Source organism: Stenotrophomonas sp. YAU14A_MKIMI4_1, from assembly GCF_003086855.1.
GTDB lineage: Bacteria > Pseudomonadota > Gammaproteobacteria > Xanthomonadales > Xanthomonadaceae > Stenotrophomonas.
The window spans coordinates 2,280,535-2,304,321 of the sequence record NZ_CP025998.1 but is presented as its reverse complement, the minus strand read 5'-3'; the positions used below and the strand labels follow the sequence as shown (position 1 = coordinate 2,304,321).

General features: G+C 66.1%; 19 protein-coding genes. 10 read left to right on the top strand and 9 right to left on the bottom strand.

Annotation, left to right across the window (positions count from 1 at the left end; genetic code table 11):
- Positions 1 to 237 precede the first annotated feature (237 nt).
- The 3 genes from C1931_RS10625 (at position 238) to C1931_RS10615 (ending at position 2,569) form a co-directional block, all read left to right on the top strand.
- A complete protein-coding gene (locus C1931_RS10625; RefSeq protein WP_108756303.1) occupies positions 238 to 1,200 on the top strand; it encodes a transposase in 963 nt (320 codons plus the stop codon).
- 258 nt (positions 1,201 to 1,458) lie between these two features.
- Positions 1,459 to 1,662 carry a hypothetical protein gene (locus tag C1931_RS10620; RefSeq protein WP_159095476.1) on the top strand — a complete coding sequence of 68 codons (204 nt, stop codon included), beginning with the start codon at positions 1,459 to 1,461 and terminating at the stop codon, positions 1,660 to 1,662.
- Between the two features lie 223 nt (positions 1,663 to 1,885).
- A complete protein-coding gene (locus tag C1931_RS10615) occupies positions 1,886 to 2,569 on the top strand; it encodes a type 1 glutamine amidotransferase domain-containing protein (RefSeq protein WP_108756301.1) in 684 nt (227 codons plus the stop codon).
- A gap of 267 nt (positions 2,570 to 2,836) precedes the next feature.
- Here C1931_RS10615 and C1931_RS10610 read toward each other — a convergent pair whose 3' ends face one another.
- The 4 genes from C1931_RS10610 to C1931_RS10595 all read right to left on the bottom strand — a co-directional run bounded on the left by C1931_RS10610 (position 2,837) and on the right by C1931_RS10595 (position 8,611).
- Complete coding sequence (locus C1931_RS10610) at positions 2,837 to 5,206, bottom strand: TonB-dependent hemoglobin/transferrin/lactoferrin family receptor (RefSeq protein ID WP_108756300.1); 2,370 nt, start codon at positions 5,204 to 5,206, stop codon at positions 2,837 to 2,839.
- A gap of 147 nt (positions 5,207 to 5,353) precedes the next feature.
- Complete coding sequence (locus tag C1931_RS10605; RefSeq protein ID WP_108756299.1) at positions 5,354 to 6,814, bottom strand: DUF2271 domain-containing protein; 1,461 nt, start codon at positions 6,812 to 6,814, stop codon at positions 5,354 to 5,356.
- A 69-nt stretch (positions 6,815 to 6,883) separates the two neighbouring features.
- Positions 6,884 to 7,789, bottom strand: coding sequence for an EF-hand domain-containing protein (locus C1931_RS10600; protein ID WP_108756298.1), 906 nt, complete (start codon positions 7,787 to 7,789; stop codon positions 6,884 to 6,886).
- A 30-nt stretch (positions 7,790 to 7,819) separates the two neighbouring features.
- Positions 7,820 to 8,611: a DUF4198 domain-containing protein gene (locus tag C1931_RS10595; protein WP_108756297.1), complete on the bottom strand. Its 792-nt coding sequence runs from the start codon at positions 8,609 to 8,611 to the stop codon at positions 7,820 to 7,822.
- 224 nt (positions 8,612 to 8,835) lie between these two features.
- Here C1931_RS10595 and C1931_RS10590 point away from each other — a divergent pair, with 224 nt between their 5' ends.
- Positions 8,836 to 9,771: a GAF domain-containing protein gene (locus tag C1931_RS10590; RefSeq protein ID WP_108756296.1), complete on the top strand. Its 936-nt coding sequence runs from the start codon at positions 8,836 to 8,838 to the stop codon at positions 9,769 to 9,771.
- Here C1931_RS10590 and C1931_RS10585 read toward each other — a convergent pair.
- Positions 9,768 to 10,682, bottom strand: a complete 915-nt coding sequence (locus C1931_RS10585; protein ID WP_108756295.1) for a LysR family transcriptional regulator — start codon at positions 10,680 to 10,682, stop codon at positions 9,768 to 9,770. The two genes, C1931_RS10590 and C1931_RS10585, sit on opposite strands and share 4 nt — an antisense overlap.
- A 190-nt stretch (positions 10,683 to 10,872) precedes the next feature.
- Here C1931_RS10585 and C1931_RS10580 point away from each other — a divergent pair, with 190 nt between their 5' ends.
- From C1931_RS10580 to C1931_RS10570, 3 genes are read left to right on the top strand one after another with little or no spacing between them, the layout of a single operon-like run.
- Positions 10,873 to 11,601, top strand: a complete 729-nt coding sequence (locus C1931_RS10580) for a gluconate 2-dehydrogenase subunit 3 family protein (RefSeq protein WP_108756294.1) — start codon at positions 10,873 to 10,875, stop codon at positions 11,599 to 11,601.
- 4 nt (positions 11,602 to 11,605) lie between these two features.
- On the top strand, positions 11,606 to 13,381 hold the full coding sequence (locus C1931_RS10575) for a GMC family oxidoreductase (RefSeq protein ID WP_108756293.1): 1,776 nt from the start codon (positions 11,606 to 11,608) through the stop codon (positions 13,379 to 13,381).
- Positions 13,382 to 13,391: 10 nt separating this feature from the next.
- Complete coding sequence (locus C1931_RS10570; protein ID WP_108756292.1) at positions 13,392 to 14,711, top strand: cytochrome c; 1,320 nt, start codon at positions 13,392 to 13,394, stop codon at positions 14,709 to 14,711.
- 440 nt (positions 14,712 to 15,151) lie between these two features.
- On the opposite strand, the gene C1931_RS10560 is transcribed toward C1931_RS10570, so the two are convergent.
- A complete protein-coding gene (locus tag C1931_RS10560) occupies positions 15,152 to 16,201 on the bottom strand; it encodes a hypothetical protein (RefSeq protein ID WP_159095475.1) in 1,050 nt (349 codons plus the stop codon).
- Positions 16,202 to 16,681: 480 nt separating this feature from the next.
- Here C1931_RS10560 and C1931_RS10555 point away from each other — a divergent pair, with 480 nt between their 5' ends.
- A complete protein-coding gene (locus C1931_RS10555) occupies positions 16,682 to 17,422 on the top strand; it encodes a DNA/RNA non-specific endonuclease (RefSeq protein WP_108756289.1) in 741 nt (246 codons plus the stop codon).
- 272 nt (positions 17,423 to 17,694) lie between these two features.
- Here C1931_RS10555 and C1931_RS10550 read toward each other — a convergent pair whose 3' ends face one another.
- Positions 17,695 to 18,111, bottom strand: coding sequence for a hypothetical protein (locus C1931_RS10550; RefSeq protein ID WP_108756288.1), 417 nt, complete (start codon positions 18,109 to 18,111; stop codon positions 17,695 to 17,697).
- A 204-nt stretch (positions 18,112 to 18,315) separates the two neighbouring features.
- On the opposite strand from C1931_RS10550, the gene C1931_RS10545 reads away from it, so the two are divergent.
- Positions 18,316 to 19,011 (top strand): HAD family phosphatase, encoded by a 696-nt coding sequence (locus C1931_RS10545; RefSeq protein WP_108756287.1) that lies wholly within the window; start codon positions 18,316 to 18,318, stop codon positions 19,009 to 19,011.
- A gap of 56 nt (positions 19,012 to 19,067) precedes the next feature.
- Here C1931_RS10545 and C1931_RS10540 read toward each other — a convergent pair whose 3' ends face one another.
- Positions 19,068 to 21,296 carry a TonB-dependent siderophore receptor gene (locus tag C1931_RS10540; RefSeq protein ID WP_108756286.1) on the bottom strand — a complete coding sequence of 743 codons (2,229 nt, stop codon included), beginning with the start codon at positions 21,294 to 21,296 and terminating at the stop codon, positions 19,068 to 19,070.
- A gap of 223 nt (positions 21,297 to 21,519) precedes the next feature.
- On the opposite strand from C1931_RS10540, the gene C1931_RS10535 reads away from it, so the two are divergent.
- Positions 21,520 to 21,798 (top strand): hypothetical protein, encoded by a 279-nt coding sequence (locus C1931_RS10535; RefSeq protein ID WP_108756285.1) that lies wholly within the window; start codon positions 21,520 to 21,522, stop codon positions 21,796 to 21,798.
- Positions 21,799 to 21,836: 38 nt separating this feature from the next.
- Here the strand turns inward: C1931_RS10535 and C1931_RS20605 are convergent, their stop codons facing one another.
- Positions 21,837 to 23,690, bottom strand: coding sequence for an XVIPCD domain-containing protein (locus C1931_RS20605; protein ID WP_108756284.1), 1,854 nt, complete (start codon positions 23,688 to 23,690; stop codon positions 21,837 to 21,839).
- Between the last annotated feature and the right edge of the window lie 97 nt (positions 23,691 to 23,787).

The window sequence follows — 23,787 nt, the reverse complement described above, 5'->3', positions numbered from 1 at the left end:
AGCAGTCGAGCAAGCTTGTATGTTCCCGCCGGCTCCTACGAGGTATGTAGGAGCCAGGGTGGAGGGACCGTCAAGCAAGCATCTGCGGAGTCGAGCCGACAGACGAGTCGAGCGATCCCCATCCCGCACCTTAACGTCGATAAAGGATCTAGCGGCCTTTTGAGGACCGCCGATGTAGGCAAGCCAACGTGGTGCGGTACCACCCCAGCCCCTTAACAATAGCTGGGAGTTGCACAGATGTCAGATCATTCGGCCATCGGCATCGACGCCGATTCAAAGACTTTGGTGGTGGCGCGCCACGGCACCAAGGGCAGCGCCCGAATCGCCAATTCAGCCTCGGCCATCGGCAAGTGGCTGTCTAGCGTGCCTGCCAAGTCGCGTATCGGCGTTGAAGCGACCAATCGCCATCACGAGCTTGTGGTTCGGGCAGCCCAGAAGGCCGGCCACGCTGTCTTCCTGCTCAACCCGCGTGACATCAAGCACTACGCCAAGGGCGTGGCCTGCCGGGGCAAGACTGATTCCGGGGACGCGCAGGTCATCGCACGGTACATCGCCAGGGAGGCCGACAATCTGCACGAGCACATCGCCCGCTCGCCGGAGCAGGAACGGCTGCATGTGCTTCTGCAGCAGCGTGACAGCCTGGTCCGGAACAAGGCAACACTCCATCTTTCTCTGGGGACCGACGCGGCTGAGTCGGCCATCTTCGGGCCGATATTCAGTGGTCTGAAAGGGGCCATTGCGATGCTGGATCGAGAGATCCAACACCTCTGTCGCAGCGGCGAACAGCGCGATCTGTATCGGCGGATCATGACCATTCCGGGCGTGGGGCCGACGGTGGCAGCCTTTGTTACCCATCACCTCACCCGCTGGCCGTTGGCCAACTCAGACGCCTGGGTGGCCTGCACCGGCCTGGATCCACGCCCCAACGAATCCGGTGCCCGGATAGGCCGTCGCCGGTTGTCCAAACGAGGCAATGCCGGCCTGCGTCAGATCCTCTACATGGCGGCCATGGGCCTGACCCGATCCAAGGGGGGAAAACCCCTCTACGTAGCCATCCGCGACCGCGGACACAGCAGCACCGCCAGCTTCAACATCCTGGCCAGAAAGCTGGCCAGAATCGCGTGGGGCGTCTTCAAGAGCGGCCGGGATTTCGACCCGAGCATGCTGAAAGTGGGTGAAGCCTGCTTCCAGCAGACTTGACCACGAACATAGGATCTCGACTCTACCCGGACGCGGCCAATGGCGCCCGCGCGCGGGGCGGCCCCCAGTAGGGCGGAGAATCGAACCCCCAAAACATCAACCACAAGGACAACACGCCAAAAAACGAAATCCCGCGCGGGGCAACACCCACCCACCCCCCCCCCCCCCCCCCCCCGCCCGAACTCGCTGATGAACAACAAGGGTGTAAGCACCGAGAACATGCCGATGCCATAGAGCCCGTGCAGTGGGCTGCCCGTAGTGAAAACCCCGTTGCTGATCATGCAGGCAGCAAACAGTAACGAGGTAAGCGCGGAGCAGGCGAAGCGGCTGCCATGGGCCAACAAGGCCACGCTGAAGACCAGGATCGCGGCGCCGCTGACGACGGCGGCGCACCGCTCCACCCACCTCGGCCACCCCTGCAGCAGCCCCAGCTCGCTCATGTGCTGGCTGAGCGTGCTGTAACCCGGTACCAGCAGCCCCGCCAGAGCCAGTACCCCCATGGCAAGAAGGGGGACGAACGATACGTGCCGCAGGGTAACGGTAGGCATGGACCAGACATCTGCCGGGTGGGGTGTGGTGGGCTTGGATGCAACGGGCCTGCCGATGGTTTAAAGCGTCGCACCGTTGACGCCCTGCATCCCCGGTCGCGCGCATACTGCTGCCCCACCCCACTGCGGAGCGTTACATGAAGGTCCTGATGGTTCTGACGTCGCATGATCGACTGGGCGACACCGGCAAGAAGACCGGCTTCTGGCTGGAGGAGTTCGCTGCGCCGTACTACGTGTTCAGCGATGCCGGTGCGCAGATCACCCTGGCCTCCCCGGCCGGTGGCCAGCCCCCGCTGGACCCGAAGAGCGACCTGCCCGACTTCCAGACCGAACTGACCGAACGCTTCAAGGGCGATGCGAAGGCGCAGCAGGCGCTGGCCAGCACCGTGAAGCTGGACAGTGTGAAGCAGGAGGATTTCGACCTGGTGTTCTACCCCGGCGGCCATGGGCCGTTGTGGGATCTGGCCGAGTCGAAGGCATCCATCGCGCTGATCGAAGCCTTCGAGCGTGCGGGCAAGCCGGTGGGGTTCGTCTGCCATGCGCCGGGCGTGCTGCGCCATGTAAAGGCGGCCGACGGTTCGCCCCTGGTGAAGGGACGCAAGGTGACGGGCTTCACCAACAGCGAGGAAGCGGCGGTCGAGTTGACCGATATCGTGCCGTTCCTGGTGGAAGACGAGCTGATCGCGCTGGGCGCTGCGTACGAAAAGGGCGCGGATTGGGCACCGCATGGCGTGACCGACGGCCTGCTGGTGACCGGGCAGAACCCGGCCAGTTCCGAATGGGTGGCCAAGGAACTGCTGCGCCTGGGCAAAGCCCGGTAGAGTCGAGCTTGCTCGACTACACTGCGCGATGGGCCAAGAAGCATCCACGCATGGCGTGGATCTACCGCGGCTATGCCATCCACGCATGGCGTGGATCTACCGGGGAGCCATGCATGGGATGGACCGACGACGGCGAGCCGATCGGCATCCTCGCATGGCGTGGATCGACAACCGCCGCATCCAGTAGATCCACGCCATGCGTGGATGGCTTCCATTCATGGGGTCAGAGCCCTTTCCTCGCGGAAAGGGATCTGACCCCTGCCCGGCTTACAGGAAGTCGTAGCTGAGGGTGAAGCGCACGTTACGGCCCGGCTGCGACCAGCGGCCGATACCTTCGTAGCTGGTGGCACCCTGGAAGATGGCGGTGCCGCCACCGGCGGTGCGCACGCGGTTCCACAGGTAGTATTCCTTGTTGAACACGTTGTAGACACCGGCGGTCAGGTGGATGCGCGGGGTGATGCTGTAGCTGCCGAACACGTCCAGCAGGGTGTATTCGCGCGCCTTGTAGGCATACAGCGGCAGCACTTCGGCGCCGTAGCTGGCGTTGGTCACGCTCAGGCCGTAATCGGACGGGTCCTTGCGGTCCTGGTGGGTGACATTGGCGGTCACGCTCCAGCGCCGCGACGGGGCGTTGTAGGTCAGCCCGGCCACGGCCTTGGCCGGAATGATGCTGGCCAGCGGACGGCCGTCATTGTCGGTGCCTTCGTTATACGAATAGGCCACGCGCGCCAGCCAGTCGTCGGCCAGCAGCCACAGGCCCTCGGCCTCCACGCCCTTCACCACCACTTCGCCGCGGTTGATCGGCATGGTGTAGGTATAGCCATTGGTGACCGTGGTGACACCGCGCACGGTGGTGCTGTACTGGGTGCCGGCATCGCCGACGAACTGGGCGGTGTCGATGAAGTTGCTGTACTTGTCACGGAACAGCGACACGCCCAGGCGCAGGCGATCACTCTGGTAGCGCCAGCCCAGTTCCAGGTTCAGGCTGCGCTCGGCGTCCAGGTCCGGGTTGCTCTTGCCATCGGGCACGGTGACCGTGGCGCCGTCGGAAACCCGGGTGACTTCGGTCGTGGATGAGGTGCCGTACATGTCGTTCACACCGGGTGCGCGGAACCCACGGCCCACCTGGGTCCACAGCGACTGGGTATCGGTGAACTTGAACTCGGCGCCCAGGTTCCAGGTCGGCGCGGCGAACTTCGAGGTGCCCACGCTGCCGCCGTCATCCACGTAGCCAGAATCACCGTTGCCACCGGCCGAGGTTTCCGGGGTGTACTTGTAGCTGTCGTAGCGCAGGCCACCGGTCAGGCTCAGGCGATCATCCAGCAGGCGCACGCGGTCACGCACGTAGGCGGTCAGGTCGGTTTCCTTGGTGTCTGGCCACAGCGACGGGTCGGTATCGCGGGTGAACAGCGACCCATCGTTGCCCCAGCGCGTATCCACCGAGTTCCAGTGGATCTTGGCCTGCTGCCACGCTGCGCCGTACACCAGGTCATGGCGCACGCCGCCGGCTTCGATGCTCTTGTCGAAATCCAGCGCCACGCGGTTGCGCTTCTGCGTATCCCAGCGGTCTTCCTGGCGCGCACAGGGTGCCGCCACCGAGCAGCGCGTGCCATAGGTGGCCGCCGTGCCGTTGGCCACCAGCACGTTGGTCTGGCCCTGGATGTAGTTCTTCTGGTGGTCGGCGGTGGCTTCCAGGCTGTCGAACAGCGCATTGTTGGCGCGCCAGGTGTACTTCAGGCCGTAACGGTCGCGGTCGCTGCGGTCTTCGGCGCTGCGGAAGTAATACGAACCCACGCCATCGCTGCGGGTCCAGTTGTCCACGTCATTGGTAGCGCGGGCGCGCTCGTAGACGATGCCCAGCGTCTGCGTGTCGGTAGCCAGGAAGTTGACCTTGGCCAGCAGGTTGTCGCTCTCGCGGTCCACCGGGTCCGGCGTGCGGCGGTCCGGGCCCAGCTGGGCGCGGGTGGTGTCGTACCACGATTCGGTTTCGTGGCCGTCGCGCTTGGTGTACACCAGCAGCGATTCGAAACGACCGGTGCGGTTGGCAAAGGTCAGCGAACCCATGTTCTCATCGCTGGAACCGGTGTAGCCGTACTTCACCGAACCAAAGCTATCGTTGCCGCTGGCCTTCAGGAAGTCGGACGGGTCCTTGGTGGTGAACATGACCGCGCCGCTGAGCGCACCGCTGCCGGCGGTGATCGCATCGGCACCCTTGATGATTTCCACGCTCTTCACCGCTTCCAGGTCGACGCTGCCGCGACCGGAACGGAAGAATTCATAGGGCTGGTAGGTGCCCGGGTCCATGCTCTGCGGGAAACTGAGGCCGTCCAGGGTGATGGCCACGCGATCCGATTCCAGGCCACGGATGTTGAAACCATTGAAGCCGGCCCGGCCCAGGTCGACCATCTCCACGCCGGGCACGTAGCGGATGGCGTCTTCCATGCTCTGCGCACCCTGCTGCTGCAGGGTCTTGGCCGAGAGCGTGGTGACGTTCTGGTTGTCGGACTTCTTGCGGGTTTCGGTCACCTGGATGGTATCCAGGGTGCTGTCCGCATCGGCGCTGGCCGCACGGGAAACAACGGGAAGCGAGAGGCTGGTGGCTACCGCCAGCGCAAGCAGGGAGGGTGAAAGGTGCATGGATGACTCCGCAGAGGGGTGGAAAGGGGCGTTCCGTCGCTCCGGTTGGAGCGGCGGTGGTTTCCTGGCTGCGGGGCGCCATGGTGATGGCGTTGCGTGCGTTGCTGGGAAGGGGTACTGAACGTTCGGGGCAAGGCAGGACCGCGGCTAGCGCCCGGTCAGGTGCAGACTGAGCGTGCCGATCTCGCTCTGGCCGCGGTGCTGGCTGTCCAGCGCCCTGCCCTGTTTCAGCGTGAACGGCAATGACAGAAACTCATGCCCACCGGCCTGGCGCGCGGCTTCGACCTGCAGCAGATACTCGCCATCGGCGACGGTATTGCCACGGTCGTCGCGCCCATCCCAGGCCAGCGAATACGCGCCGGGCAAGCGCGTGGGCCGCGCGATGCCCTGGATCGCGGGCAGATCATCGCGGCCATAGCGCCGCCACCATTGCGGCAGCGACTGCAGGTACCGCGAGCGCGTGCCCAGCACCAGCAGCTGGCGCACCGGCGTGCCGTCGGCCGCGGTCACCCACAGCGCCAGGTACGGCGCGAAGTAGCGCTCGGCTGCGATCTGTGGAATCTGGTAGTCCAGCACCAAGCGCTCAATGCTCCCGGCGCGCGGCGCTGCGTCGGCAAGCAGCGCCGGCCAGCGCTGCGATACGAACGGAATGCCGGTATCACTCAACACAAATGCGGCGACGTCCGGCAGTGCATCGGCCAGGGCCAACCCATCGCGGATCGGCATGACCGACAGCGCGGTGGCCAGCACATCCGCGCTGGCCGCATCGGGCGCCACCACGGTCGCGGCGGGCGCGAACTGCATGGGCCAGCCCGAGAACGGGTCCAGGATGTGGCTGTAGTGGCGCCGGCCCACGGTGTAGCCGCGCGTTGCATGGCCACTGCCGGCAATGGCGCCGTCACGCAGGGCCAGCGTGGCCAGCGGGGCGCCGTTATCCCGCGGGCGGCGCGCATCGGCCACCCCGACCTGCCACGGCGCGGTTTCACCGGCGGCCTGCCAGTAGCGCGCATCGCCACCGATATCGATCTTGATGGCACGCGCTGCCGGTGCGGCCTTGCGCGCCACATCCATCGCCCGGTCCAGTATGTAGCCCTTGGCCACGCCGTCCACGTCGAACACCACCGCCTCGGGGCGGGTCAGCGCACCACTGCGCGCCGGCTCGAACTCGGCCTGTGCGGCAGCCGAGGCCAATGCACGCAGTTCATCGCGCGGCGGCAGCACGCCGCTGGTCGCGGCCTGGCGCCAGCGCTCGGCCACCCGGCCCAGCCGGCAACTGAAGATGCCCTCGCTGCGCTGCCGCCAGTGCTCGCACAACTGCAGCACCGCACGCAGATCGGGCGACACCGCCTGCGCGCCGCTGCGCGTATTGAACCGGCTCAACTCACTGTCATCGCGCCAGCGGCTGAGCACACCGTCCAGACGCGCGGTCTCGGCCAGCACGGCCTGCAACGCGGCCTGCGCAGGCGCCTCGCTGGCGTCTACGCTGATATCCAGCGAGGTGCCCAGCACATCGTCGCGATGGAAGATCTGCGGTGCGGCCACGGCCGCGGGCACGGCAAGCCAGCTCGCGGCCAGGGCCAGCAGCAGGCGGGAGGTACGACGGAACATGGGAAGCAACTCGGGAGTGCGCGGAAATCCGCAACAACGGGGCCCGTGGCAACGGGCCCCGCACAGGACTCAGCGGCGCGGCGCAGCCGGCGGCGGCAGTGCCGCATCGGTCGCATCGACCACGCCATCCTTGTTGCGATCGGCGGTATCGAACTGTCGCTTGCCCGACACCTGGTACTCGGCGAAGGTCATTTCGCCGCTCTTGTCCGCATCGAGCACACCGAAGCGCACGTGCACCTGGCGATCATCGCCCTGGGTAAGGGAGGCGGCGCGGCGGTCCAGGCGCTCTTCAAACTCGCCCAGGTATTCATCCAGCGAAAGGCGGCCGTCGCCACTGCGATCGGTGCGCGCGAACTGCTCGTCGCGGGCCTTGTCGAACTCGGCCTTGTCCACCTTGCCATCGCCATTGCCGTCGTACAGCTCCAGGAAGCCTTCGGCGGTGTGGCTGGTGGGCATGTTCAAGCGGCTGCGGCGGTTGTCGAAGCGCTGCGCACCAGCGGCGGTGCGGGCTTCGGTGCCACCGGCGGCCGGCGCGGCCTTGTCCTTGCCACGGCTGGCCAGCGCCTTCTGCCCGCCCTGCCAGGTCTTTTCGCCAGCGGCGTCGAACTCGGCGCGCGACACGCTGCCATCCTTGTCGGTGTCCAGTGCGGCGAAACGGGCACGGGTCTGTTCGACCTGGCCGGCACGCTCGCGTTCGATCTCGGCGGTCATGCGCTGGTCGAACTCGGCCACATACTCGTCTTCGTCCACCGTGCCGTTCTTGTTGCTGTCGGTGGCATCGAAACGGGCGCGGCGGAACGCCTCGAACTCGGCCCAGGTGACCTTGCCGTCGGCATTGTCATCATGTTCGGCGATGAACGCGGTGACATTGTTGCCATGGCCGCCGACCAGCGGGCGCGGTGCGGTCTGGGCGTGGACAGCGGACGACAGCAGCAGCGTGCAGGCGCACGCACTGGCAAGCAGGGTGATCTTCATGGTGACCTCAGGAACGAACGGTGGAAGGGATCAGGGGTTCAGCACGCGGAAGCTGAGCGTGTAGCTGTTGCTGTACTCGGCCACCGCGGCCCCGGCCGGCGCGGCCGTGCGGTGGCGGGTCAGCGCAATCCAGGTGCCGGCAGCTGTCAGCGGGAACCTTCCATGGCCCGTGGCGTCGGTGGTGACGGTCACCACCTGCGGTGTGCGGTCACTGCCCCAGACCGCCTCGGTGATCTCGATCTTCTGGTTGGCCAGCGGCGCGCCGTCGTATTGGGCGATGAACTCGAACGCCTCGCCCACGTACAGATCATTGGGATGGGTGACCGGCACCAGCTCGATGCCCTGGTTGTGCGGCGCCAGCGCGGCACGGTCGGGGTTGCCGGCCGTCACGTACGTCTCGGCCAGCGTGCGCGACTGGAAATCGGAAATGACCTTGGCCCCGGCCGGAATCTTCACCGCCGGATCGCGCGAGCTTTCGCGCTTGCCATTGATTTCCCACGTGCGGAACAGTGCGCCCAGGCGTTGGCCGGTGCTCAGCCGGTAGGTGCCCGTGCCCGCCGGCAGCGTGTACTCGGCCACGGTGCGGGTCTTCATCACCTGCGCAGGCAGCGCGGTGGTCCTGCCGTCCGGGCCGGTTACGCTGAACTGGCTATCGTCGAACGCGGTTTCGGGCACGAAGAAGACTTCGGCGAACGAGGCGTCCAGCGCCACCGTCTGCCCCGCACGCGGTGCATAGGTGCTGGGCGACAGGTACGGCGTGTGGGCAAGAACAGGCTGGACAAACGCCAGTCCAAACGCCGCGAACGCGGCGAGGGAACGCATCTTCATGGGAACTGTCTCGTCAGTGAGCGTGGGCGCTGGCGAGACGGACGTCCGGGGCTGGCGGACGGCATCGTATGGCAAATGTGAATCGTTATCAATACGTGAAGTGCGTCGCTTGCATTCGGTGCGCATCGTTGCGTATCAGCTCGAGCGCGCATGGCCGTTGACGGCGCGCGAACGCAGGTGCTCTAGCATGGGCCGACCCCGGTAGTTACAGGAACACCATGACCGAGCGCTTCACCCCGTCCACGGACGAAATCGAACGCCAGCGTGCGCTCGATGCCCTGCACATTGTCGGCAGCCTGCCCGAGCCGGCCTACGATGACATCGTGAAAGTGGCCGCCGCCGTATGCGGCACGCCCATGGCGCTGGTCACGTTGATTGACCGCGACCGCCAGTGGTTCAAGGCCCGCACCGGCCTGGACGGCAGCCAGACCGATCGCGATGTAGCGGTCTGCGACCATGCAATCCGCGAGCCCAGCCAGCTGCTGGAAGTCGGTGATCTAAGCCAGGACGCGCGCTTTGCCGACAACCCGGTGCTGAAGGAGATCGGCGCACGCTTCTACGCCGGCATGCCCTTGGTGACCGGCAGCGGTGCGGCGGTGGGCAGTGTGTGCGTGGTCGACTTGTCACCGCGCTCGCTTACCCCGGTGCAACGCGAGGCCCTGCAGGCGCTCGCCCGCTTGACCATGAACTTGATGGAAGCGCGCAGCCGCGAACGCGAACAGGAAGTGGTGGCCCTGCTGGAACAGACGGTCGCCGCCGAGCCCATCGGCACTGACACCGCTGCGGCGGGCACGCCCTACACCATCGTGATCCTGGAACTGCAGGATCTGGCCGCGCTGGCCGAACAGCTGGGCGAGCGCGGCCTGGACCGCCAGTTGCAGCAGTTGGATGCGGCGCTGGAGCGTTGCCTGCAGGCCGAGCGTGGCGACAGCATCAACCGGGTTACCGGCAGCGGCGAGTTCATTGCCGTGCTGGGCTCCGACCAGGCCGATGCCACCCTGCATGCGCTGCAGGGCGTGGCCGATGAAGCCGCCAGCCGCCTCGGCCGCCCGTTGCTGCTGGGCGCGGCCACCGGCACCCGCGACGAGAACACCACCGCGGTGTTCGTGCGCGCTGATCAGGCGCTGGCCATCGCCAAGGACGCGCGCGGCTAATCGGCGTTGGCGTAGCGCCAGGCCACCGTGCTGCGCAGGTGCTGCAGCAGGTGGTCCAGGAACACACGCACGCGCGGGGCCAGCTGCTTTCCCGAGCCATGCACCGCGCTCAACGGAGATGTTGCCAGGGCGTGGTCGGGTAGCACTTCCACCAGGCGCCCGGCCTGCAGGTCTTCGGCCACGTCCCAGATCGATTTGCGGGCTATGCCGGCGCCCTGCAGCGCCATCAGGTGCGCGGCCTCGCCGTCATCGCACAGCGTGCTGGCCTGCAGCGGCAGTGCCAGCGCGGCATCGCCCTGGCCGAAGCGCCAGTGGCTGACCGGCGGGCTGCCCGAGGCAATGCAGTCGTGCTGCTGCAGATCGGCAATGCTGCGCGGCATGCCGCGCCGTTGCAGGTAGTCCGGCGATGCGCACAGCACCCGCCGGTTCGGCGCCAGTTGCCGGGCGACCAGGCGCGAATCATCCAGCGTGTCATAGCGCAGGGCCAGCTCGATGCCCTCGCCCACCAGATCCACGATCTCGTCGCGCAGCGACAGATGCACGCGCACGCCGGGGTGTGCCATCTGGAACCGCCGCACCGCCGGCACCACGTGGCGCCGCCCGAAACCATTCGGGGCGGTGACCCGCAGCACGCCGGCGACCAGGTCCTGGCGCTGCGCCAGCGCCGCTTCGGCCGCTTCCACCGCCTGCAGCACCTGGCGGCAATGCTGGTGGAACAGGCTGCCCTCGTCGGTCAGCGAGACCCGGCGCGTGCTGCGGTTGAGCAAGCGCACCTGCAACCGCCGCTCCAGCGCTGACAGCCGCTTGCTGACCACCGCCAGCGACACACCCAGGTCACGTGCGGCGGCCGACAGGCTTCCGCCATGCACGATGCGATCGAAGGTGCGCAGCTCTCCCAGGTCTTCGATCACCGCGATTCTTTCCTTTCAGGCAACAGCACCTTTCCCATATTGCCATTCCGGAAAGCATCACGCAGCAACACAATGAATCGATCCATGTCGGCCGGGGAGCGGTCGGCGCCGGGCCCGATGTCGAGCACGCCACCGCGACAGGACGCGCGCGAAGCTGTGCACCAGCCACCCCACAGGTAGCCACCCCGCAATGAACGATGACGCCGAACCGATGGCGCCGGCGCTGAGCCGCCGCCGCTTTTTCCAGGGCCTGACCCTGATTCCCGTGGCCGCCGCCCTGCCCGCCTGTGCGCCCGGCACACCGGCGGCAGACGCGCAGGCACCCGCCGCTGATGCCGCCGACTACCGCCCCGAATTCTTCAACGCCGCCGAATGGGCCTTCATCGTCGCGGCCTGCGACCGGCTGATCCCCGCCGACGAAACCGGCCCAGGCGCGGTGGAATCGGGTGTGCCCGAGTTCCTCGACCGGCACATGCAGACGCCCTATGCCGCCGGCGCCATCTGGTACATGCAGGGCCCGTTCCTGGAAGCGCCCAGCGAATTCGGCTACCAGGGCAAGCTGCCGCTGCGCGAGATCGTGCGCGTGGGTATTGGTGCCGTCGATGCGCATTGCCGCGCACAGTTCCAGGGCAAGACCTTCGCCCAGCTGGACCACGCCCAGCAGGAAACCCTGCTGAAGGCGGCCGAGGGCGGCAAGCTGGAACTGGACGCCATCTCCAGCAAGCTGTTCTTCTCCAACCTGCTGGGCGAGGTGAAGAACGGCTACTTCGCCGACCCCAAGTACGGGGCCAACAAGGGCATGGCCGCGTGGAAGATGATCGGCTACCCCGGCATGCGCGCCGACTACCTGGACTGGATCGGGGTGCGCGACAAGGCCTACCCGCTGCCGCCGGTGGACCTGGCTGGGCGGAGGGGCTGAGCGCATGGCCATCACGAAACCGAAAGTAGACGCCGTGATCGTCGGCATGGGCTGGACCGGGGCGATCCTGGCCAAGGAACTGACCGATGCCGGCCTGCATGTGGTCGCGCTGGAGCGCGGCGGCGACCGCGATACCCAGCCTGATTTCGCCTACCCAAACGTGGTGGACGAGCTGGAAGGTTCGGTACACCGCCGCTACCTGCAGAGCCTGGCACAGGAAACCGTCACGATTCGCCACACCCCGGCCGACACCGCCGTGCCGTACCGGCAGATGGGCTCGTTCAAGCCCGGCACCGGCGTGGGCGGTGCGGGCAGCCACTGGTCGGGCGCGCATTTCCGCCCGCTGCCGGAAGACATGAAACTGCGCACCAACGTGGAAGAACGCTACGGCAAGCGCTTCATTCCCGATGACATGACCATCCAGGATTTCCCGCTGACCTACGCCGAACTGGAACCGCACCTGCACATGTTCGAGCTGGTCTGCGGCACGTCCGGCAAGGCCGGTGTGATCAATGGCGTGGTGCAGGCCGGCGGCAACCCGTTTGAAGGGTCGCGCTCGGCCGAATATCCGCTGGGCCCCAACCCCAACTACCTGGGCGGCGAACTGTTCTACAAGGCGGCCAAGGAAATGGGCTGGCATCCCTATCCCATTCCGGCCTCGAATGCCTCCGGCCCGTATGTGAACCCCTACGGCTGCCAGCTGGGCCCGTGCAATGCCTGCGGCTTCTGCAGCGATTACGGCTGCCTGAACTATTCCAAGGCCAGCCCCAACGCCTGCATCCTGCCGGTGCTGCGCCAGCGCCCGAAGTTCGAACTGCGCACCCATTCGCAGGTGCTGAAGGTGGACCTGGACAGCACCGGCAAGCAGGCCACCGGCGTGACCTACCTGGACGCCCAGGGCCGTGAGGTGCAGCAGCCGGCCGACCTGGTGCTGCTGTGCGCCTTCCAGCTCTACAACGTACATCTGATGCTGCTGTCCGGCATCGGCACGCCCTACGACCCCGAATCGAACACCGGCACGGTGGGACGCAACTACTCCTACCAGAACCTCAACCGGGTGGTGCTGTTCTTCGACAAGAGCGTGCAGGCCAACGGCTTCATCGGCATTGGCGGTGCGGGCACCACCATGGACGATCTGAACGGCAATCAGCTGGACAACGCCAAGGCCGGTTTCGTTGGTGGTGGCTTGGTCTGGGCCCGCCAGCCCGGCGCCGGCCCGGTGCGCGGCATCAACGTGCCATCGGGCACGCCCAGCTGGGGCGCGGCATGGAAGAAGGCGGCCGCGGACAACTTCCGCCACAACTTCTATTACGAAGTACAGGGCGCGTGCATGGCCTACCGCCAGCATTACCTCAGCCTGGACCCCAACTACACCGACAGCTTCGGCCGGCCCCTGCTGCGCATGACCTTCGATTGGCACCCCAACGAGATCAAGGCCTCGCAGTTCTTCGTCGGCAAGGCCATGGAGATGAGCCGCGTGCTGAATCCGCTTTCCATGAGCGGTGATGCCAAGAAGGACGGCGAGCACTACAACATCACCAAGTACCAGAGCACCCACACCTGCGGTGGCGCGATCATGGGCGCCGACCCGAAGACCTCGGCGCTGAACCGCTACCTGCAGAGCTGGGACGTGCCGAATGTATTCGTGATCGGCGCCAACGCGTTCCCGCAGAACAACGGCTACAACCCCACCGGGCTGGTCGGCGGGCTGGCGTACTGGGCGGCCACGGCCATCCGCGAAAAGTACCTGCCCGATCCGGGCCCGCTGGTACAGGCCTGAGGAGACGCCCATGAAGAAGCTTCTCCTGTGGATCGTGGTGATTGCCCTGGTGCTGCTGTTGCTGGCCCTGGCCTACGCCTTCGTGCCGACCCGCACGCGGGTACTGGGCGATGCACCGGCGGCCGACGCCGCCCTGATCGAACGCGGTCGCTACCTGGCCGCTGCCGGCGACTGCACCGCCTGCCACACCCGGCCCGGCGGCAAGCCGTTCGCCGGTGGCCTGGCGGTGGCCTCGCCGCTGGGCAACATCTACAGCACCAACATCACCCCGGACCGCGACACCGGCATTGGCGGCTACTCGCTGGATGATTTCGACCGCGCCGTGCGCCACGGCATCACCCCCGATGGCCGCACCCTGTACCCGGCCATGCCCTACCCGTCCTATGCACGCCTGACCGATGAGGATGTGCGGGCGCTGCATGCCTACTTCCTGCACGGTGACATCGCCCCGGTGAAGGAGGCCAACCAGGCCGCCGACATTCCGTGGCCGTTGTCGATGCGCTGGCCGCTGGCGATCTGGCGCAAGACCTTCGCCCCCGATGCGGACGCGGTGGCCTTCGACCCCAGCCGCTATGACAGCGCCGAACTGGCGCGTGGCGCCTACCTGGTGCAGGGCCTGGGCCACTGCGGCAGCTGCCACACCCCGCGCGGGCTGGCGTTGCAGGAGCAGGCGCTGGATGAATCGGGCAGCGCGTACCTGGCCGGCGGGCAGCTCATCGATGGCTGGAATGCGGTGAACCTGCGCGGCAACAACGCCGATGGCCTGGGCCGCTGGAGCACGCAGGACATCGTCGATACCCTGCGCACCGCGCGTAATGCACACAGCGCGGTGGTGGGTTCGCCGATGGCCGACGTGGTGGTGCACAGCACCCAGCACCTGACCGATGCCGACCTGCGGGCCATGGCGGTCTATCTGAAGAGCTTGCCGGCGAGTGCAAACGATCCGTCTGCATACGCCCAGAACGATGCCACCGCGCGCAAGCTGCAGGCCGGGGTGAATGACAGCCGCGGCGCCGAACTGTACGTGGACAACTGCGCCGCCTGCCATCGCACCGATGCCAAGGGCTACACCAACGTGTTCCCGGCCATCGCCGGCAACCCCACGGTGCTGGCCGACGATCCGACCACGCTGGTGCGCCTGCTGCTGCATGGCAGCGCGTTGCCTTCCACCGCGCAGCGGCCGTCCAACCTGGGCATGCCCGGGTTCGCCGATCGGTTGAGCGATGAAGAGATCGCGCAGTTGGCAACCTTCATCCGCCAGGACTTCGGCAACAAGGCCAGCGCGGTGAACGCGGCGCAGGCGAAGAAGCTGCGGCAGGAAGCACCGTAGCGTGGGTGCAGGGCCGAGCGTGTGCTCGGCCCTGTCCCTGTCAATCGGGTCGCACTCTCCCATCCTCGCCGATGCAGAGTTCTCCCTTGCTCTCCGCGCCCTGCTGGCAGGGTTGATATGGGCCGACGGTCACGAGGCCACCGCCGCCACAGTTGCCATAACAGCCACCGCCAATCGGCACTCCGCCGCCTGCTTGACCTCCGCCACCGCTACCGCCTTCATCAACAGGTTCTGGCAGCACCCCCTCACGCGGGGTCTGGCCTTCACCTACCCAGTTGGATTCGAAATTCTCGTGATAGACGGTGCAGTGTGTCGGGTTGCAGATCTGATAGGTGGTTCCGGTTGCCCATGCAAAGAGCGGTACGTAGTCCACGGGTGCGCGTGAGTCCTTGAGAACCTCCAGGGTTCTGGCATCCGGCACCGGCGACGCGACGGCGCAATCAGTGCAGAAGTATGGCCCGCGCTCGAATGCAAACGTGCTTACGCCGAATATCAATCCTGCCGCTAGTATCAGGATCAATATTGCCTTTCGTCGCGACATTGCAAATGGTTTTGTAGCGACAGCATGCATCATGGATTTGACTTCCTTTTCGTCGGGCTATGGAGAGCTGTTGCGCACTTAGCGCTTCATCCAGAGTATTGATCTGCTGGACCGGAACCACCGAAGGGTCAGCAAGACGTGCCGCCTCGAAGTAGGCCCTGCTTGTGACCAGATCTTCGTCGAGCAGCACGCCTGCGTGGTAGGCATTGCCCAGTTGCAGCAGCGCATCCACACTTCCCTGGGCGACCATGTCCTGCAGGTAGCCGGTGGCTTTCTGTTTGTACTCCTTGGTGCGATCGGGATCGCGAAGCAAAGCGGCAGGCCCGCCAAGCGCTGACTCGGAATCGGCGGCATAGAGAAGGCGTGCACCCATGTTCCCCTGCTCTGCCGCAAGCGTCAGCCAACGACTGGCGCTGATCTCGTTTTCCGCCGAAAGATCCAGGCATGCAGACACCACATCGGGACTGGCCTGCACCGCGCTGCCTCTGGATGCGCGTCGGTTGATGTTCTGGCACTCATTGAGCTTCAGGAAAATCCCATACGACGCCGTCGCATCGCCTGCCAAGGCGTGCGGGGTAAGCCCTGCGATAACCTGGTCCACTGTTCCGCTGGGAACCCGACCAAAATCCGTGACGGCAAACGCCCTGCCAGGCAGCTGCCGGATTCGAAGGTCTCTGTTGGCCGGATCGCCCGGCGTCGAGCTGTCGGCAGGTCGAGACATTGCAAATGTGCCCTGCATCGAGGCGGCCTCGTTGCCGCTCGCCGGTATCGAGGAGCGTTCAGCGTGGTTGGCGCGATCTGGCGCGGAGGACAGGCCGTACCACGCGATCGCTGCAAGTACGATGATCGACACAGATATGAACAGGAATCTCTTTCTTTGAGTCATTACGTTTCTCGGGAAGCGGTCAGTGATGAAAGCTCGCTTCAGCCTTGCTGCCGCAGTCGTCATTCCCATCATTGCCGGAGACCGAGCGTGACTGCTCGCTACCCGGCTTCGTGTAAATGCGCATCATTCGCATATGGTAACAGTCCTGCCTGGAAGCGCCCCTAGGCTTTCTGTCCATCGCGCTGTAGGAAACTTCCTACTTCGACTTGCCCAGATGCACGCTCGACGTCACGGCCTGAACAGAAAAGCCGCCGGACACGATCCGCCGCAACACAGCGCACTCCTTGCGCGAAGTCACACCTTGGAACATCCAGCGTTGACCTGAGAGCGTCAGCAATTGACGCTTACGCCACCGCGCGCCACATCGTGGCCCAGGGGACGCGGTTGCGATTCCGCAGCACCGCCGGCCATGGCCGGGCTTCAACGTCAGTCCGATTCAACGGCAGTCCGCTTCATCCCATCCGTCGCAGCACCCGCCTCCGTCGAAACGCGATTTCGCCGGCACGGGCAGCTGCGCCCTGGAAACTCCAAGGAGATCACCCAATGCCCTCTGCAACGTTCCTGTTCGCCCTTGTCATCAGCGCCTTTGCCGGCGCCGCACACGCCCAGACCGTCACCCTGAACAAGGGCGGCTTCGCGCTGACCTACGACTGCAGCATCCACAGCGCCACCCGTTACGAATACACGCTGCTGGCCGATACCGGTTCGGCCGCGCGCCCGTCCAGCTTCTACAAGGACCCGGATCTGCCGGCAGGCTGTCTGGGCCAGACCAGCACTGGCTCCTATGCCAGCGTGAAATCCGGCTTTGACCGCGGCCACCTGGTCACCTCCAACCACATGGACTACGACAGCACGTACATCCGCCGCGCCAACTACATGACCAACATCGTGCCGCAGGTATCCGGCTTCAACCAGGGCATCTGGGTGAAGGCCGAAAACGTGGCCGAGTGCTACCGCGATATCGCGCCGGTGGATGTGTACGGCGGCGTTGTCTATGGCGATGCCAGCAACGATTACTTCCTGAGCAGCCACGGCATTCCCACACCGGAATTCTTCTGGAAGACCATCATCACCCGCGACCCCAACACCGGTACCGCCAAGGCGATCAGCTGGATCTTCCCCAACGAAACCGGCCTGGGCAGCCTGGATGACTACCTGGTGACCATCGCCGATCTGGAAGAGCTGCTGGGCGCCGGCTACGTGGCGATCAACGCACCGGCCTCGCTGAAGAACATGCTGCCTGCGACCAGTTGGCCGCTGCCGAGCGGCTGCGACCTGAGCTGACCGCAACTGCTACCCCGGTAGGTGCCAACCTTGGTTGGCACCGAAGCGCGAAGCGTACCCACCAAGGTGGGCACCTACCAAAGCGTCGGGGTGCATTGCCCTGGTAGGTGCCAACCTTGGTTGGCACCGAGGCGCAAAGCGTGCCCACCAAGGTGGGCACCTACCAAAGTGTCGGGGTGCACTGCCCTGGTAGGTGCCAACCTTGGTTGGCACTGCCGCGCAGAGGCGCCGAGGCGAAAACCGCGCCCACCAAAGCCGCAGCACCCGCTGCCCTAATTGAAGTAAAGCATCATCGCCGGACCGCGGCAGCCTGCTGGCAACGGCTGGGTCAGCATCTGCGGCAACGGGGATAATTCTCCGCCGCCAAAGGTGTGCGTCTGCCGAAACGCCACGACAGTGTTGCTGGACGTGCTGCGCACGCCGATAGGGACACCATCCTGCCTGGCCAGTTCAAAATAGTCCGGCCACAGTGCCAGGCTGCGATGTCCCGATGCGCTGACAAAGTACACGCACTCGCCTATCGGCTCGATGGTGCCGCTAGCCGCAGCGGTCAGCAGAACTCTCGTTTCGGCCGGCACCAAAGTGACCAGACGCAGATTCGGCGACGGCGGCCGTGCGAAGGTGCTGCAGCCTGCCGCAGCGACTGCCAGCAGCAAGACCGCCGTGCGTGCCATCGCGATCGCCTTCATTCGCCCTCCTGGCAGTGCGTCATCGGGGCAGTCTACCCCGCGCGGGCCGTTGTAGGTGCCCACCTTGGTTGGCACTTAGGCGAGAAGCGTGCCCACCAAGGTGGGCACCTACCAGAGCGATCGGCGCAGCGGCGCCCATCAGGGCAAAGCGCCTGCGCCATCGGCGTGCGACAATTCCGCACTTCGTTTTGCCCGGAGTTCCCCATGGCCCCCTTCCCCTTCGATGCCGTGCTGTTCGACTGCGATGGCGTCCTCGTCGATTCCGAGCCGTTGGTCGCCCGCGTGCTCTCGGAAATGCTGACCGAACGCGGTTGGCCACTCACCGAGCAGCAGGCCGCCGAGGTGTTCCTGGGCAAATCGGTCGCCAGCCTGGCCGGTCTGATCGAGGAACGCACCGGCAAGCCATTCACCGAAGCGTGGCTCGATGAGTTCCGCCGCCAGCGCAACGTGGCGCTGGAGCGCGATCTGACCGAGATTCCCGGTGCGCCTGCCGCCGTGCGTGCGCTGCAGACCCTCACCCAGGGCCGCATCGCCTGCGCGTCCGGCGCCGATCTGCTGAAGGTGCGCCTGCAGCTGGGCAAGATCGGAATCCTCGATGCCTTCGGCGGGCAGATCTTCAGTGGCCAGGACCAGCCGCGGACCAAGCCGCACCCCGATGTCTACCTGGCCGCCGCCGCTGCACTGGGCGTGGACCCGGCGCGCTGCGCGGTCATTGAAGACACTGTGACCGGTGCGACCGCCGGCGTGGCCGCCGGTGCCACCGTGTTCGGCTACAGCCCGGGCGGCCAGTACCACAGCACGCCCGAGGCGCTGCGTGCGGCCGGTGCGCATGTCATCTTCGAATCCATGCAGGACCTGCCGGCGGTGCTGGCCGCGTATACCGGCCATACGGCGGCCTGATCACTACCGCCGCCCTCCTGCGAGAGCGGCGGTAGCACAGCATCAAGCCGCGCGGATCACCAGGTGAAACGCGCGGTTGCGGTCACCGTGCGGCCGGTGCCGTAGTAGCACGAGGACACGCCGGTGCAGGTCGACACGAAACGCTTGTCGGCCAGGTTGCTGACATTCAGCGACAACTGCGTGCCGACGTTGCCGTACTGGCCGATGTCGTAGCGAATCGCGGCATCCCACAGGGTGTACGACGGAATCAGGTAGAGGTTGGCGCTGTCGCCGTAGCTCTTACCGTTGTAGCGCACGCCGGCGGCCAGGCTCAGGCCTTCCAGCGCACCGCCCTGGAAGGTGTAGTCGCCCCACAGCGAGGCGGTCCAGTCCGGCACCATTGCCAACTGCTTGCCGCGGTAGCCGTTGTTGCTGCGGGTCACTTCCGAATCCATCCAGGCCGCTGCACCGATCACGCTGAAGCCGGCCAGCGGGGTCACCCGGCCCTCCAGTTCCACACCGCGCACGCGGCCTTCGCCATCCTGCACCTGGCACTGGCTGGTGCCGGTGGTGCCGCAGGTGTTGTGGCTGCTGTCCGGATCATCGGTCAGCACGTTCTGTTGGCGCAGATCGTAGGCCGACAGGGTCACCAGGCCGTCGAAGTTGGCCGGCTGGTACTTCACGCCGGCCTCCCACTGCTTGCCGGTGATCGGATCGAACGGCGTGCGGTCGAACGATTGGGTGGCGGTGCTGCCGGCCGGCTGGAACGATTCGGCGTAGCTCAGGTACGGCGTCAGGCCGTTGTCGGCCACGAACAGAATGCCCGCGTTGCCACTGAAGGCCTCGTTCTTGATCCGGCTGGGGGTGCGCGCGCCGAAACGGTTGCTGGCCACGGTGTAGGCCTGGGTCCAGGTGTCATCCTTGGTCCAGTCGTAGCGGCCGCCGACGGTGAAGCGCCACTTGTCCAGCGCGATCTGGTCCTGCAGGTACACACCGGTCTGGCGGTTGATGCCACCGGAGTAGCTGATCGAGGTGGTAGCCGGAATGTAGCCGGTGTAGACCGGGTTGAAGATGTCGATGGCATTGGGCGTGTCGGTGGCCGTGCCCATTGCACCGCGCGCCGCATCCCAATCGGCCTTCTGCCAGTCCACGCCCAGCAGCAGGGTGTGCTGTGCCGCGCCGGTGCTGAACTTGCCGGTCAGGCGCGTATCGGCGGTATCGCCACGCGAATCGCCTTCGCCCCAGGTGGCGCGGCGCTTCTGCGTGCGCCCGTCGGCATTCAGCGCGCCATTGGTCACCACGGTGCGGAAAGTGGAATCGACGTTCAGGCGGCGCGCGCTCTGGCTCAACGTCCAGTTTTCATTGAACGCGTGTTCGAACATCCAGCCGGCCGACCAGATGGTGCGGTCGTAGGTGTTCCAGTTCGGTTCGCCAATGAAGGTGCTGTTCTTCATATGGCCATAGGGCGTGGCGTTCAGCGTGCCGGCCATCGGCAGGAACTGGTAGGTGGAGCCGCCATCGTCGCGCTGGTACAGGCCCAGCAGGGTCAGGCGCGTGCGCTCGGCCATCTGGAAGGTGTAGCTGGGCGCCAGGAACCAGTGCTCCTGCTCGGTGTGCTTGATCTGGGTGTCGCCATCGCGGTACAGGCCCACCAGACGGCCCAGGTGCTGCTTGTCCCCCGATGCGGCGCCCACATCGAAGGCGGTGCTGTACTGGCCATTGCCATCCACGCCCAGCTGCACGATCTGCTGCTGGTCCGGTGTGGGCGTCTTGCTGACCTGGTTGACCATGCCACCCGGAGCCACCTGGCCGTACATCACCGCCGACGGCCCCTTCAGCACTTCCACGCGGTCCAGGTTCCAGCTGTCCACCATGGTGCGGTTCCACTGCCCGCCCTGCGGCGCGCGCATGCCGTCGATGGTGACGTTGTTGCTCCAGCTGCCGGCATCGAAGCCACGGATCCTGAAATCATCCACGCGGTTGTCGATACCGCTGCTTTCCAGCGACACACCGGCCACGTAGCGCATGGCCTCGTTCAAGGTCTGCACGCCGCGCGCATCCAGTTCCTCGCGCGCGATCACCGACACCGACTTGGCCATCTCGGCAACCGGGGTGTCGGTCTTGGTGGCGCCAGAGGTGTGGGTCAGCGTGCGATAGGCGTTCACATGCACCGCATCCAGGTCGGTGGGGCTGCTGCCGTCCGGAGTCTGCGACTGCGCCTGGGCGGCCAGCGGCGCGCACAGGGCCAGGGCCACGGTCAGCGCCGTGCTGAGCGGCGAGCGGACGGGAAATACTGGGGAATTCATGGGGGAACCTGCCAGGAAGGGGCGCCAGCGGCAGGCCGCGGCACTGTTAAGGACGCATGAAATCATATCAAATGCGAATGGTTCGCACTAACGTCCGTAGTTCAGGCGGCCTGCTGGCGGGCCGTCGGCCGCGCCGACACCGCGTTAACCGCGCTTTTCGATACTGGGCCAGCGCCGGGCGTTCGCGCCGGGCCGCACCCATGGAACGCAACGAGGACATTGGATGAGCAAGCTGCACACCCTGGCCGCCACGGCCGCCCTGCTGGCCCTGAGCCCGCTGGCCTGGGCCGAAACGGTGAACCTGACCAACAGCGCCGACGGCGCCAACCGCGATGCCGGCATCACCGCGGTGAAGAAGAAGCTGCAGGACTCCTGCACCGAGCGCAAGGGCACGCCGGCCACCGACACGTTTGAAGTGGTGTTCGAGAAGACCAGCGAGAACCCGAACGTGCCCAAGCCGTACTACGTGGACGGCAAGATGCAGTGCGAACTGCCCGGTTAAGGACCCGCAGGGAACGCCGGGCATGGCCCGGCGCTACCTCAGCGCGCCAGACTGCGCGCTGTCTCCTGCTGCTGCACCTGCTCCTGCTCGCGCTGCTGCGCGACCTGCGCTTCCGGTGCGGCACGCTCTGGCACCTGCTGCAGCTCGCGCACGTGATCGGCCACTGGTGTGGCCACCGCCTGCGCGGTATCGGCGCGGGCGATCTGCCGGTCGGCGGCATGCGCTTCGCCCTGCACCGCGAAGGCGTAGCGGCCATCGTCACTCAGCACCGCCTGGTCCACCCGATCCATGCCCTTGTGGGTGGCGGCCACCAGCAACGCCATGCCCAGCCGCTCACTGGCCTGGTCGGGCTGGCGCCCCATGGCCTGGTCCAGGCTGTTCACCGCGCCCTGGGTCTGCAGCCACAGTCCGTGGCGCGGGCTGGCTTCATTGCGCGGGTCTTGCTGCGGCAACAACGGTGAAGGCGGCGGCAGGTCCTGCAAGGCCTGCGACTGCACGCTGGCCGCGATCGGCTGAAGTTCGCGGCCTTCGGCAGACGCCACGCGGAACAGGCGCTCGCCCAGCCCATACGCCGAATGGCCCTGGTTGCGTGCCAGCGCGGCGGCGAATGCATCCACATCCTGCTTCGGCCTGCCCTGCCCGTCTTCGGCCAGCAGGCGCCAGTCGGGGCCGAGCATCGGGTTGTCTTTCACCATGGCCTGGGTGCGCTCCATCAGGGCGCGCATCTGCGGCTCATCCAGCACCAGGGTGTTCTCCACACCGGCATGCAACGGGCCACGATCACCGGCCGCGTTGCCGGTCAGCGCGGCATTCACCATGCCGGCAATCTGTTCGCCGTGCGGGTGGTCGCGCAGATCGATCTGGAACTGGTAGCGGCGCTGGGCGATGTCTTCCTGGCCATCGGCACCGTAGGCACTGAAACGGCTGACCGGCACGTTGCCGCTGTATTCCACGCTGCGCTGTTCGGTGAAGCTGCCGTCCTCGTGGCGTACGCGCACCACATCGCCGCTGTTGCGCTGCCCAGCCAGATCCACATTGAACGCATCGCCCACGCCCACCTTCAGGCGCGTCTGCGAGCTCATGCCCAGCCGTTCCACGGTGGCCGGGTCCTGTACGCCGGGTGTGTGCGCATCCATTACCCCGGTATCGATGAAGTGCTGGTAGGCCGCGCGGCCATCCACCTGCTCGAGATCGAAGGTGGCGGTGCGCACCGTGGATTGTCCCAGCGCGTCCTGGCGCCCGGCCACGGCGGTCAACTTTCCTGCCGCGAAGCCAACGCCGTTGAACGCTTCCACCGCCTGGTTGGGGCCGGTGGTGACGCGTACGCGGCCATCGTCCAGATGATCCACGCGGTAGCTGGCGCCCTGCGCCTCGGTCACCTGGCTCTGGATGGCGATGTTGCGGAAGCGTCCTTCCAGCGCCGTTCCGGTGAAATGCTGGCCATCCAGGGTGACGCTGCCGCGCTTGGGAATGGTCTGCGGATCGAAGGGATTCACCGTGGTGGGATCGGTATCCAGCGCACCGTGCGGCAGGCTGACGCGGTAGCGACCCCGTGCGCCGGTGCTGTCTTCCTGGGTGAATCCGCCGGCCTTCATGCGGTTGCCCACCACACTGTCGACCGTTACCAGATAATCCACGCCGTCGCGGGTGGGCGTGGCTGCAGCAGCCACCGACGTGCCGCGGAACTGCGTGCCGGGACCGCTGCCTGACACCTTCTTTTCCTGCGCCAGCTTCACCGACTGGTCTTCGCCGTTCACGGTGATGGCATGGCCGGCGCCCTTCAACTGCGCTTCGCCATTGCTGGACACATAGGTGGGATCGAACGCCGCGCTGGCAGTGGCCGCGTGCGCGCCCTGTGCGGCTGCGCCTTCCGTGCGGGTGGTGGCATTCATGCCGTGGGCTCCTTGAACGTAGACCGCTTGATTATGGCAGCCGACGCGCAGTTGCGTTCACGCGACACCGCCGCAGTGTTCGAGATAGTGAACCACG